Origin of the sequence: Burkholderia sp. Ac-20384 (assembly GCF_017104605.1) — a bacterium.
Taxonomy (GTDB): Bacteria; Pseudomonadota; Gammaproteobacteria; order Burkholderiales; family Burkholderiaceae; genus Burkholderia; species Burkholderia lata.
Genome location: NZ_JAAGPE010000294.1, coordinates 1 through 11,400, shown reverse-complemented (window position 1 = coordinate 11,400; position 11,400 = coordinate 1). Strand labels below are relative to the sequence as shown.

Sequence of the window (11,400 nt, the reverse complement as noted above, 5' to 3'; positions counted from 1 at the left end):
GGCTCGCCGGCGGCACCGGCTGCATCGCCCGACGGCGGCGCGTAGCGTGCGTGGATCTCGTCTGCCGTGCCGCGCAGGTCGAGGTCGATCGAGCGGCCCGTCGCATCGTCGAAGATCAGGATCGTGCCGGGCATCGCATTGCCGGCAGCCCGCCGGACCGCAAGCGCGACCGTCGCGAGCGGGCCCGACACGAGGCGCCGGTGGCCGTCGAACGCCGTGTAGGAAGGAAGCAGTGTGGTGGTAGTCATCGTGATCGCCCGCAGGCTGGAATCGGAATGTCGCTATTTTTATCCGGGTATAAATTGGATGTCAATATCATCCGGGTAAAAATATGGCATCAGCGCGTTCCATCCCGTCAAGCGATCACGACGCCGGTCAGACCGCGCGGGCCGGAATCGAGACTTCGCGTGCGCTTGCCAGCGCGTCGTCGAGCGATACATGCCCTTCGAACGCCGACGACGCCGGCAGCGGCAGGTTTTCCTCGATCGCTTGCGCGAACCGCGCGCCGGCATCGTCGGCGAGCCGCGCACGCAGTGCGGCGATGCGCGGGAACGCTGCGGGCTCGAACACCGCGTGATAGTCGGCCCAGCGCGCGATCCCGGCGAAGTACGCGTCGGCCAGCGTGCGCCGTGCGCCCAGCAACCACGGGCCGTCACCGCGCTCGAGCATTGCCTCGAGCTGCCGGTGCGCCTTCAGCACCTTGCCGCGGCCGTATGCCTGCAACGCCGCTTTCTCGGCGCCTTCGGTGTCGTGTTCGTACACGTACCAGAGCGCACCGAACGCGTTGAAGAACGTCGTGTTCAGCCACGCCAGCATCCGGTTCAGCCGGTCGAAATCCGCGCTGCCCTGGCGGAACGCGAGGCCGCTGTCGAGCGCCTGCGCGCCGATGTGGCCGAGGATCGCGAGGCTTTCGGTCAGCACGTCGCCGTTCGCGGTCACGAACGCCGGTGTCTCGGCGACGGGGTTCAGCGCGAGGAACGCGTCGCTCGTCACGGCTCCCGGCATCGTGATGCGCGACAGGCGGTACGGGCGGCCGATCCATTCGAGCGCAACGATCGAGCCGAACGAACAGCCGGCTGGAATGCCGTAGAGAAGGATGGGAGACATCGGGGGATTCCGCGGAAGTTGAACGAGCGGTCATGCTCCCACGGCGAACGATGACGCAGTAGCCGCTAAAATCGAAACCCGTCGTTTCCTCATGTGGACGCTGGAAGTGAACCTGAACGATCTCTACCTGTTCGTGCAGGCGGTCGACGCCGGCAGCATGTCGGCCGCCGCGCGCCGGCTCGACCTGCCGAAATCGACGGTCAGCAAACGCGTTGCCGAGCTCGAGCGCACGCTCGGCGCGCGGCTCGTGCATCGCACGTCGCGCAGCTTCCGGCTCACGCCGGTCGGCACCGAATTCTTCGAACATGCGCGCGCGGCCGTGATCGAGGCCGAAAGCGCGCGCGACGCGGTGCTGCGCCAAACCGCCGAGCCGGCCGGCGTCGTGCGGATCACGAGCTCGGTGCCGGTTGCGCAGCACATCCTCGCGCCGTGCCTGCCTGCGCTGGCGATCGCGCACCCGAAGCTGTTGCTGCAGATCCACGCGAGCGACCGCCTCGTCGACATCGCGCAGGAAGGCTTCGACATCGCGGTGCGCAGCCATTTCGCGCCGCTGCCCGATTCCGCACTCGTGCAACGCCCGCTCGCTGCATCGCCGATCGTTGCCGTCGCGTCACCGGCCTATCTCGCGTGTGCCGGCACACCGGACACGCCCGCCGACCTCGCGCAGCATGACGGGCTGCACCCGGGCCAGCAGCCGTGGCGGCTGCAACGCGACGGGGACACCGTCGACGTGACGCCGCGCCTGCGCCTGCAGGCCAACGAATCGACGCTGCTGCTGCAGGCAGCGACGGCCGGCCTCGGCATCGCGTGCCTGCCCGACTGGATCGCCGGCGCGGCCCTCGCGTCCGGTGCCCTCGTGCGCGTATTGCCCGGCTGGCGCGCCGGCACCGTCACGACGACGCTGCTGATGCCGCACCGGCGCGGCCAGTTGCCCGGCGTGCGCGCCGCCGTCGAGTTTCTCGCGCAGCACGTGGCGCGCCATCACGGCACCGCCGCCGACGACGCGCGCGTCTGAGCGGGTGCCCGACCGATCGATTCAATTGCTGAATCGATCAAGTCAGCAATTGGCATGAAGCCGCAAATTTCGACATGACAGAATGGCCCGGACGCCCTGCCCTTGTGCAGCAGCGTCCGGCCTCCGGCCGGCAGCACCCACACGAATGGCGCGCACCGACGCGCCTGCCGCACGACGGCACCTTCCGCCCTTCGGAGGAGACAGTCATGAATCCGCTTCACGCGCTGCCGGCGTCCGCGTCGGCAACGGCCCGGCGCACGCGCGTGCGCTGGCTGGTGCTGGCCGTCCTGTTCGCGGTCACGACGATCAACTACGCGGATCGCGCGGCGATCGCGATCGCGGGCCCGAGCCTCGCCCGCGCGCTGCACCTGAGCCATGTGCAGATCGGCTTCATCTTCTCCGCGTTCGGCTGGTCGTACGTGATCGCGCAACTGCCGGGCGGCTGGCTGCTCGACCGCTACGGGTCGCGCATCGTCTATGCGTTCAGCATCTTCTTCTGGTCGCTGTTCACGCTGCTGCAGGGCTCGATCGGCTTCTTCGGCGGCGCGGCCGCGTTCGCGCTGCTGTTCGGGCTGCGCTTCCTCGTCGGCGCGGCCGAAGCGCCGTCGTTCCCGGCCAACAGCCGGATCGTGTCCGCGTGGTTCCCGGCCGCCGAACGCGGCACCGCGTCGGCGATCTTCAACGCCGCGCAGTACGCGGCGACCGTCGTGTTCGCGCCGCTGATGGGCTGGCTCGTGCACGCGTTCGGCTGGCAGTCCGTGTTCGCGGTGATGGGCGTGCTCGGCTTCGCGTTCGTCCTGGTGTGGAACCGCACGATGTACGACCCGAAGGACCACCCGAACATCAACCGCGCGGAACTCGACTACCTCGCCGAAGGCGGCGCGCTCGTCAACATCGACCAGGCAACGGGCGGACGCGACGGCGGCCCGTCGATGCGCCACGTGAAGGCGCTGCTGAAGAGCCGGATGCTGATCGGCGTGTACGTCGCTCAGTACTGCATCAACGCGCTCACCTATTTCTTCATCACCTGGTTTCCGGTCTACCTCGTGCAGGCGCGCGGGATGTCGATCCTCAACGCGGGCCTCGTCGCGTCGATCCCGGCCGTGTGCGGGTTCCTCGGCGGGATTCTCGGCGGCGTCGTGTCCGACGGGCTGCTCAAGCAGGGCCGCTCGCTGTCGGTTGCGCGCAAGGTGCCGATCGTGTTCGGCATGCTGCTGTCGATGTCGATGATCGTCTGCAACTACACCGATTCGCACGTGCTCGTCGTGCTGTTCATGGCGCTGTCGTTCTTCGGCAAGGGGCTCGGCGCGCTCGGCTGGGCCGTCAACGCCGACACCGCGCCGCGCCAGATCGCGGGCCTGAGCGGCGCGCTGCTCAACACGTGCGGCAACCTCTCCAGCATCACGACGCCGATCGCGATCGGCTACATCGTCGACCGCAGCGGCTCGTTCAACGGCGCGCTGGTCTATGTCGTCGCGCACGCGCTCGTCGCCGTGATCTGCTACCTGTTCGTCGTCGGCGAGATCCGCCGCGTCGAGCTTCAATGAACGGCACGGGCCGCGCCGGCGCCGCCGGCGGCCCGTGCATCACCGGAACCAGGAGCGAACCGATGTCCGAATCCCGCCGTGCCGGCACCCCGCGCGTCACGCGCATGCAGGTGATTCCCGTCGCCGGCCGCGACAGCATGCTGCTCAACCTGTGCGGCGCGCACGCACCGTACTTCACGCGCAACCTCGTGATCCTCGACGACAGCAGCGGGCACACGGGCGTCGGCGAAGTGCCGGGCGGCGAAGGCATCCGCCACGCGCTCGAGCGCATGACGGATCTCGTGGTCGGCCAGTCGATCGGGCGCTACCAGGCGACGCTCAACGCAGTGCGCGCGGCGCTGTCCGGCGCGGGTCCGGGTGCGGGCCGCACGATCCGCCACGAGGTGACGTCGGCCGGCGAAGCAGCGGTGCTGCGCCAGCCGCACGAGATCAACCTGCGGCTCGACAACGTGATCACCGCGATCGAGGCGGCGCTACTCGACCTGCTCGGCCAGCACCTCGACGTGCCGGTCGCAGCGCTGCTCGGCGAAGGGCAGCAGCGCGACGCGGTGCCGATGCTCGCGTATCTGTTCTATATCGGCGATCGCGGCCGCACCGACCTGCCGTATCGCGACGAGGCGCAGGCGCGCACCCCGTGGTTCCGGCTGCGTAACGAGGAAGCGCTCACGCCGGCCGCGATCGCACGGCAGGCCGAGGCCGCGGTCGATCGCTACGGCTTCGCCGATTTCAAGCTGAAGGGCGGCGTGATGGCCGGCGCCGACGAGATGGAAGCGATCGCCGCGATCAAGGCGCGCTTCCCCGACGCACGCACGACGCTCGACCCGAACGGCGCATGGTCGCTCGACGAAGCCGTCGCGCTGTGCCGCGGACAAGGCCACCTGCTCGCGTATGCGGAGGATCCGTGCGGGCCGGAAGGCGGTTATTCGGGCCGCGAGGTGATGGCCGAATTCCGCCGCGCGACGGGGATCCCGACCGCGACCAACATGATCGCGACCGACTGGCGGCAGATGGATCATGCAGTGCGGCTGCAGGCGGTCGACATCCCGCTCGCCGATCCGCATTTCTGGACGATGCAGGGGTCGGTGCGGCTCGCGCAGCTGTGCCGCGACTGGGGGCTCACGTGGGGTTCGCACTCGAACAACCACTTCGACGTGTCGCTCGCGATGTTCACGCACGCAGCGGCAGCCGCACCCGGCACGATCACCGCGATCGACACGCACTGGATCTGGCAGGAAGGCGATGCGCGGCTCACGCGCGAGCCGCTGAAGATCGTCGGCGGCCAGGTGGCGGTGCCGGAGCGGCCGGGGCTCGGGATCGAGCTCGACATGGCGCAGGTCGAGGCCGCGCATGCGCTGTACAAGGAGGTCGGTGGTACGGCGCGCGACGACGCGGTCGCGATGCGCTATCTCGTTCCGGGGTGGACTTACGATCCTAAGCGGCCGAGTTTCGGGCGGGGGTGAGGGAGGCAGCGGGCGGCCGGTTGTTGCCAAACACCGGAAACGCCCGCATCCTGCTGGCTGCCTGAACCTGCCCGCGTGGCGACCGGTTCGGCGGCCCGTCTCCACCCGAAAAAGAACCGCCCGTCATGACGTCTTCCGATCCGACACCGCGACAGATCATCGTCTACGTCCTGTATTCGGTGCTGGGCCTGCCCGCGAGCATGGCCGCCGCTGGTTACGTCGCGCCACTGATCACGCGGAACGTGTCGAACTTCGAAGGCGGCGCCGGCTACGCAACGTTGTGGTGGCTCATCCTGCTGACCTGCGCGTTCTATGCGCTGTCGTTCGTCATCTTCGCGATGCTGCGGAAGAGAATAATGATTCTCGCGGTTATTACGGTGGGGTTTGCCGCGTTGGCGGTGCCGACGTTCAAGGCCACCTACGAGTTGCTGAGCTAGCCGGTGCAAAGAACGTGAAGCTTGCCGCCGTCGCGGACGGGCTCTGAAACCAAACAGGCCCGATCGCTCGATCGGGCCTGTCCGACGCCGGCGGGAACTCAACGCATGCGCGACGATGCTTCATCGCGCTGCGCCACCCGCATCCAACCCGCTGCTACCGGGCCGGGACGGCGTGCCCCACACCCCAGCGTCATGCCACTGCGCCGTCGGCTTTGGGTAATGCACCGCCAACCGAGTGGACGGTGATCGGTGCGGGTGCCGGTGCATATGCCGATGCGGGTGCCGGTGCCGGTGCGTGCAGCGGCGCCGCCACCTCCGTCCCGACACCCGGCACCAGCCCTTGCAGCGAGCCGCCTGACAACCCGATTTCACCGAGCAGCGAATCGATCAACGGCGCATGTGCGCGATAGGACAACGCCGCCGACATCGCCTGTTCGGCCAGATTGCTACCGTTCGCAGCAGGTGCGACGCCGTCCACGGCGCTACCGCCGCGGTTGAGCCCGTCGACCTGGATGATCTTGATGCCGTCGATTGCCTTCATCGGCTCGACCGTCTGCTGGATCACGGCCGGCAGTGCCTGCAGCAACGCCAGCTTGAACTTGAGGCTCGTCTGGTCCGACGACAGCGCATTGATCGCGTCGTTCAGCGCACGTTGCGCTTCCGCTTCGGCAAGCCCCTTCTTGCGCGCTGCCTCAGCCAGCTCGACCATCGCGGCCGCCTGCATCTGGGCCGCATCGCGTTCCGCCCGTGCCTGCGTCGTGATGTGAACGGCCTGCGTTTCCGCCTCCTGCGCCGCCTCGATCAGCGCGACCTGCTTGGCCCGGTCGGCTTCCGCGGTGCGACGCGTCGTCTCGACCTGCTGCTCGGCCCGCACCGCATCCGCGAGCGACTCGCTCGCGCGCGCCTGCGCCTGCGACTGCGCCTCGGACTTCTCCGCGATCACGATGGCCTTTTCCTGCTGCGCAATTTCGGTCACCTTCGCCTGCTCGATCGCCGCCATCTGCGTGACGCGCGCCTGCTCGATCTCCTTCACGCGCACTTCGCGCTCCGCTTCCACCTTGCGGGTGCGCACTGCCTGCTCGCGCTGGATCTCCGATTCCTGAATCTGCCGCTCGGCGCCGATCCGGCTCTGCTCGGCCTCCTGATGACGCTCAGCCTCGTACGCGGCGATCCGCGCGTTCTGCTCGGCCGTGCGCGTCTTGACCTGCTGCTCCTGCTCGAGCTTCATGAACGATTCCTGCTGATCGATCTCGAGCTTGCGGGACAGCGCGTCGCGGTTCTTCTCGCGCACGGCCACCTCGGTGTCCTGCTCGACCTCGTTGCGCTCCTTGCGGCGGCGTTCGGTTTCCTGCGTGAGCTTGGTCAGGCCTTCGGCGTCGAACGCGTTGTTCGGGTCGAAGTATTCCTTCGACGTCTGGTTGAAATTGGTCAGCGACACGCTTTCCAGTTCCAGGCCGTTCTTCGTCAGGTCTTCCGCGACCGTGTTCTGCACGCCCTGCACGAATTTCTCGCGGGCGTCCTGCAGGTCCTGCATCGTCATCTGCGCGGCGGTCGAGCGCAGCGCATCGACGAATTTGTCGTCGACGAGCGCGCGCAGGTTTTCCGGCGCCAGCGTGCGCTGACCGAGCGTCTGCGCGGCGGTCGACACGCCTTCTTCGGTCGGCGCGACCCGCACGAAGAACGCCACGACCACGTCGACGCGCATCCGGTCCTTCGTGATCAGGCTGTCGCGCGTCGCGCGGCTCACCTCGAGCTTCAGCGTGTTCATGTTGATCGGGATCACCTCGTGAAACACCGGCAGCACGACCGCGCCGCCGCTCATGATCACCTTCTGCCCACCGAGCCCGGTGCGGACGAAGGCGCGCTCCGCCGACGCTCGCACGTAAAGACGCGCGAAGATCATGCCGATCACGCAGATACCCACCACCACTGCCAATGCGACAGCGCCCCAGAAAGAGAGTGCATTCATCATGATGTTTGTTCGACTCCTGTGTACGGATGGTGACAGCAAGGTGCGCCAGTCCACGCCGCTCTCAAGGCGGTGGCCTGGTGAAACGGGATTCAGAGCAATTCGGGCCGGGGATTTTCTATGGCGTGGTAACGCGAACCCGAAATGCGCGACACGAGCAGAACCGTCGTGCCTTTCGCGAACGTCCGGCCGGCCTCGTCCGGTTCGACGCGGACGTAGTGCTGCTGACCGTGCTCGTCGACGAGCCGCGCTTCGGCCGGATTGCCGAGCGACGCTTCGCCGGTGACGATCCGTGCGGTGCGGCCGATGAAATCGGCTTCGGATACCGCCGTGGTTTCGGTCTGCGGAAGAAAGCGCGCGAAAAACTTGCCGGTGTGACGCACGAACGGCAATGCCGCAAGCGCGGCCAACATGACGGCCAGCCCGGTGGGCATCGTGAAGCCCGCGACGGCCTGCATCGACGTCTGCACCGCGAGACCGACCACCGAAAAGCCGAGCAGGAAGAGGATCAGCAGGATCAGCAGTGGCACCCGGCCCACGTGCAGCCAGCCGAGAAACTGGCCGACGACGCCAGCGTCGGGGCCGCCATCCGCGTGATCGAGACCGAAATGCAGGACCAGGAGGTTGCCCGCATGCTCGGTCAGGCTAAGCCCCATCAGCATCGACAGGCACTCCAGCACGCCGATCACGATCATCAGCCCGATCGCGGCGACGAACGGCGCATTGCCCGGCAGCATCAGTGAAGAAGTCATTGTTGTTTTGCTCTCAGGTTCGGAGGCGAATCATCGAGACATGTCGTCCGCCAGCTTGCCAGATTGCGACTTCAAGCGGGCGACGCGCTCCTCGATTCGCTGTTCCTTGTGCAGGGTTTCCAGACGATGCAACAGCGAAGGATCAGCCGACGATGAACCGGTGCCCAACCCGACCGCCCCGGTCGCGCCGGCCATCGTCCGGTTAAACCCCTGCTCGAGCTGCTCGGCCCTCGGGTCGACACCCGCGCCCGCCGGCCCTTCCGTCCGGCGCTCGCCGTCGCCGGTCGCGCGCGCCGCGATCAGTTCGCGAAGCCCCGCTTCCATCTCCACGCGTTTCGCGCGCAGCCCGAGCAGGTCCGCCTCGGCGGCCTGCGCGCGCTCGCTCGCGTCGTGAAGCGACTGCTGGAGCACGCCGAGTTGATCCTCGAGCTCGATCTGCCGCTCCGCGCCGGCACGCACGGCCGCATCGTCGTTGCGGGCCAGCGCGGTGCCCAGCAGGTCGTTCAGTCGCTCGATCTCGTTGTTGACGCGCGCGATCGCCTTGGCCGCCTGGTACCGTGCCGCTTCGTGCCGGCCCAGCGCCACCCGCGCCTGCGCAATCACATCGTCGAATTCGCGCAGGTACTGCTCGAGGATCGCTTGCGGCATGCGGTTTTCCAGCGAACCGATCAACGCATGCACGTTCGCGGTCATCAACCGTTTGACTCGGATACCGAAATGTTCTGTCGTCACGACTTGTCACTCCTTCTGGGATTCAGGCGGGCCGGCCGCGCGCCTGACGCCGGGTTCGCAGGCAGCTCACGAATGGGCCTGAGCCGGTTGAATGAGGCTCGCCAGCTCCTTGACCTCGTGCACGTACGGATCGAGCACATCAGGATGATAGGCGGGAGGGTTGCCGGTCACGGCCAGGCGCAGCAGGCCGAGCAACACGCGCATGCTCTTCGCGGTCAGCCGCGCCTCGAGTTCGCCAGCCGCCTCGCCGATCGGCTTGCCCGGCGGCGCCGCCGTCACGAGGCTGGCCATGAGTTCGGGGAGTTGCGCGGCGAGCAGCGTCACGATTTCCGAGCGGTGATGCGTCGCGTGTTCGTACGCGTCGATCGCGTCGAGCACCGGCCGCACCTGCTCCCTGAACAGCGCGGCGCAGCGGACGAAGTCATGCGCGCCCTTGACGCGGCGGCGCGCGTCGGCGATCAGCGCGCGAATCTTGTCGCTCGGACTCGTCGCGTCGGGCAATTGCAGCTCGACCAGCCACGCGAGGTCGTCTTCCGGAATTCGTACCGATACGGTTTGCATGACGTCCATTCCTTCGAATCGATGACTCAAAGCATAGTGCGCCCGTATGCAAATGTATACGTTTGTATTTCGAGATAGATGCGCGGCTTCCGGGACGCCAAAAAACAAAAAGGGCCCGATCTCGCGATCGAGCCCTTCAAATTCCGTTGGTGGAGCGGAGGAGGATCGAACTCCCGACCTTCGCATTGCGAACGCGACGCTCTCCCAGCTGAGCTACCGCCCCAACAGACAACCATCATACACACGCGTTTCTGCGCTTGGCAATAGGGGTTGAATCACCCCTGAAACCTTACTTCGACGGCGCGCCGGCCAGCACCCATTCGACCACCGAACGCACATCGGCGTCGCTCATGCGCGGGTGCGCGGGCATCGGAATGGCGCCCCAGACGCCCGAGCCGCCCTCCTTCACCTTCTTCGACAGCTTGGCCACGGCCTGCGGATCGGCCTTGTACCGGGCAGCGATATCCTTGAACGACGGGCCGACGAGCTTGCGGTCGACCGCGTGGCAGCCCATGCACGCATTGCCGCGCGCGACCTTCAGGCCATCGCCGACATCCGCGTGCGCGACGCCCAGCGTGCCGACCACGAGCGCCGCGGCGGCGGCGCCCTGCACCATCCACTGTTTCATCTGCTTCATCTGCCTGTTCTTCATTGCGACGGGGCCTTCGGGTTGCCCGGGTGTACGTTCGACGAATTCGAGATCGGTGCGGGCGGCTGCAGCGGCGTGGACTGCACCGACGCGTCGGGCACGGCGCCCACCGTCGCGGTATCCGCCGGCGCGGCGGCCTGCGCACCCGACGCGCCGTTCGCGGGCGATGCGTCCTGCAACGCCTGCGCATCCTGCGGCTTCACGTACTGGAACACCTTCACGACCTTCTCGACGCCCGGCACCTGGCTGGCGGCTTCCGCGCCGCGATTGCCCTCGTCGACCGTCACGAGCCCCATCAGGTAAAGGTTGCCGCGTTCGCTGACGACCTTGTAGTAGTTCGACGAGATGCCCTTCGTCGCGATCAGCTCGGACTTCACGCGCCCTTCGAGGTACGAGTCGTTCGCGCGCGACGACAGCGACGACGCCGGCTCGACCGACAGTTCGTTGACGATGCCGTTCACGTTGTTGATGCCGCGCACGATTTCCTCGGCGCGCTGCTTCGATGCATCGTTCGGCACTTCACCCGTCAGCAGCACGCGACGGTTGAACACCGTCACGTTGACGTGCGACTGGTCGGGCAGCCCGTTGTTGATCTGCGTGAGCGACTTGACCTGGATCTCGCGATCCTCCGTCTGTGCGCCGAGCGTACGGCGATCGGTCGCGATCAGCGCACCGCCGCCGGCCGCTGCGCCCACGACCCCGAGCACACAACCTTGCAGCGACACGGCGAGGCCCGCCGTCAGCGCAGCGAGCAGCGTGGTTCTGACGAGCGTCTGTTTGACGCGGCTTTGATTCATCGACGGCTCTCCTTCGTTCAATCCTCACCCAGCAGCATCGCGTCGATGCCGTCGCACAGGCAGTGGATGGTCAGCAGATGGACTTCGTGGATGCGCGCCGCGCGAACGGCGGGCACGCTGATCGGAATATCGGTATCGGACAGCGCAGCCGCGACCGCATGGCCGTCGCCGCCCGTCAGCGCGACGACGGTCATCTCGCGCTCGTGCGCTTCGTCGATCGCCGCCAGCACGCGCGGCGACGCGCCGGCCGGATCGAGCACCAGCAGGATGTCGCCGGTCTGGCCGAGCACGCGCACCTGCTGCGCGAACAGTTGCTCGGCGGACACCGCGCCCGCGAGGCCGCCCTGCGACGCATCGGTGGCCAGCGCGATCGC

Annotated in this window: 13 protein-coding genes and 1 tRNA gene; 4 read left to right on the top strand and 10 right to left on the bottom strand. The window is 67.4% G+C overall.

The genetic code is table 11. The annotated features are described in order from the left end of the window. Together G3O00_RS34345 and G3O00_RS34340 are read right to left on the bottom strand one after the other, a co-directional pair. On the bottom strand, positions 1 to 248 hold a 248-nt coding region (locus tag G3O00_RS34345), incomplete at its 3' end, for a DUF2239 family protein (RefSeq protein ID WP_206145644.1). Between the two features lie 127 nt (positions 249 to 375). Then, positions 376 to 1,107, bottom strand: a complete 732-nt coding sequence (locus G3O00_RS34340; RefSeq protein ID WP_206145643.1) for a glutathione S-transferase — start codon at positions 1,105 to 1,107, stop codon at positions 376 to 378. A 91-nt stretch (positions 1,108 to 1,198) separates the two neighbouring features. Here G3O00_RS34340 and G3O00_RS34335 point away from each other — a divergent pair, with 91 nt between their 5' ends. The 4 genes from G3O00_RS34335 to G3O00_RS34320 all read left to right on the top strand — a co-directional run bounded on the left by G3O00_RS34335 (position 1,199) and on the right by G3O00_RS34320 (position 5,566). After that, positions 1,199 to 2,122 carry a LysR family transcriptional regulator gene (locus G3O00_RS34335; protein ID WP_206145642.1) on the top strand — a complete coding sequence of 308 codons (924 nt, stop codon included), beginning with the start codon at positions 1,199 to 1,201 and terminating at the stop codon, positions 2,120 to 2,122. 206 nt (positions 2,123 to 2,328) lie between these two features. Next, positions 2,329 to 3,669: an MFS transporter gene (locus G3O00_RS34330; protein ID WP_206145641.1), complete on the top strand. Its 1,341-nt coding sequence runs from the start codon at positions 2,329 to 2,331 to the stop codon at positions 3,667 to 3,669. A gap of 62 nt (positions 3,670 to 3,731) precedes the next feature. Beyond that, positions 3,732 to 5,129, top strand: a complete 1,398-nt coding sequence (locus tag G3O00_RS34325; RefSeq protein WP_206145640.1) for an enolase C-terminal domain-like protein — start codon at positions 3,732 to 3,734, stop codon at positions 5,127 to 5,129. Positions 5,130 to 5,254: 125 nt separating this feature from the next. After that, complete coding sequence (locus G3O00_RS34320) at positions 5,255 to 5,566, top strand: hypothetical protein (RefSeq protein ID WP_206145639.1); 312 nt, start codon at positions 5,255 to 5,257, stop codon at positions 5,564 to 5,566. Between the two features lie 190 nt (positions 5,567 to 5,756). Here G3O00_RS34320 and G3O00_RS34315 read toward each other — a convergent pair whose 3' ends face one another. The 8 genes from G3O00_RS34315 to G3O00_RS34280 form a co-directional block, all read right to left on the bottom strand. Next, positions 5,757 to 7,538, bottom strand: coding sequence for a flotillin family protein (locus tag G3O00_RS34315; RefSeq protein ID WP_241025470.1), 1,782 nt, complete (start codon positions 7,536 to 7,538; stop codon positions 5,757 to 5,759). An 89-nt stretch (positions 7,539 to 7,627) separates the two neighbouring features. Further along, entirely contained in the window at positions 7,628 to 8,287 is a 660-nt protein-coding gene (locus G3O00_RS34310) for an OB-fold-containig protein (RefSeq protein ID WP_174935914.1), read from the bottom strand. 30 nt (positions 8,288 to 8,317) lie between these two features. Continuing rightward, positions 8,318 to 9,019 (bottom strand): PspA/IM30 family protein, encoded by a 702-nt coding sequence (locus G3O00_RS34305; protein ID WP_206145638.1) that lies wholly within the window; start codon positions 9,017 to 9,019, stop codon positions 8,318 to 8,320. Positions 9,020 to 9,085: 66 nt separating this feature from the next. Continuing rightward, entirely contained in the window at positions 9,086 to 9,580 is a 495-nt protein-coding gene (locus tag G3O00_RS34300) for a hypothetical protein (RefSeq protein ID WP_043185241.1), read from the bottom strand. A gap of 147 nt (positions 9,581 to 9,727) precedes the next feature. Further along, positions 9,728 to 9,803 (bottom strand) — tRNA-Ala (locus G3O00_RS34295). A 66-nt stretch (positions 9,804 to 9,869) separates the two neighbouring features. After that, positions 9,870 to 10,232 carry a c-type cytochrome gene (locus tag G3O00_RS34290; protein ID WP_011350629.1) on the bottom strand — a complete coding sequence of 121 codons (363 nt, stop codon included), beginning with the start codon at positions 10,230 to 10,232 and terminating at the stop codon, positions 9,870 to 9,872. Next, positions 10,229 to 11,026, bottom strand: a complete 798-nt coding sequence (locus G3O00_RS34285) for a BON domain-containing protein (RefSeq protein WP_011350628.1) — start codon at positions 11,024 to 11,026, stop codon at positions 10,229 to 10,231. Before G3O00_RS34285 ends, G3O00_RS34290 begins: the two co-directional genes overlap by 4 nt. A gap of 17 nt (positions 11,027 to 11,043) precedes the next feature. Next, on the bottom strand, positions 11,044 to 11,400 hold a 357-nt coding region (locus G3O00_RS34280; protein WP_206145637.1), incomplete at its 5' end, for an SIS domain-containing protein.

Coding starts and splice junctions, on each gene's coding strand:
- G3O00_RS34340 (WP_206145643.1), bottom strand. CDS start 1,107: ATGTCTCCCATCCTTCTCTACGGCATTCCAGCCGGCTGTTCGTTCGGC.
- G3O00_RS34335 (WP_206145642.1), top strand. CDS start 1,199: ATGTGGACGCTGGAAGTGAACCTGAACGATCTCTACCTGTTCGTGCAG.
- G3O00_RS34330 (WP_206145641.1), top strand. CDS start 2,329: ATGAATCCGCTTCACGCGCTGCCGGCGTCCGCGTCGGCAACGGCCCGG.
- G3O00_RS34325 (WP_206145640.1), top strand. CDS start 3,732: ATGTCCGAATCCCGCCGTGCCGGCACCCCGCGCGTCACGCGCATGCAG.
- G3O00_RS34320 (WP_206145639.1), top strand. CDS start 5,255: ATGACGTCTTCCGATCCGACACCGCGACAGATCATCGTCTACGTCCTG.
- G3O00_RS34315 (WP_241025470.1), bottom strand. CDS start 7,538: ATGATGAATGCACTCTCTTTCTGGGGCGCTGTCGCATTGGCAGTGGTG.
- G3O00_RS34310 (WP_174935914.1), bottom strand. CDS start 8,287: ATGACTTCTTCACTGATGCTGCCGGGCAATGCGCCGTTCGTCGCCGCG.
- G3O00_RS34300 (WP_043185241.1), bottom strand. CDS start 9,580: ATGCAAACCGTATCGGTACGAATTCCGGAAGACGACCTCGCGTGGCTG.
- G3O00_RS34290 (WP_011350629.1), bottom strand. CDS start 10,232: ATGAAGAACAGGCAGATGAAGCAGATGAAACAGTGGATGGTGCAGGGC.
- G3O00_RS34285 (WP_011350628.1), bottom strand. CDS start 11,026: ATGAATCAAAGCCGCGTCAAACAGACGCTCGTCAGAACCACGCTGCTC.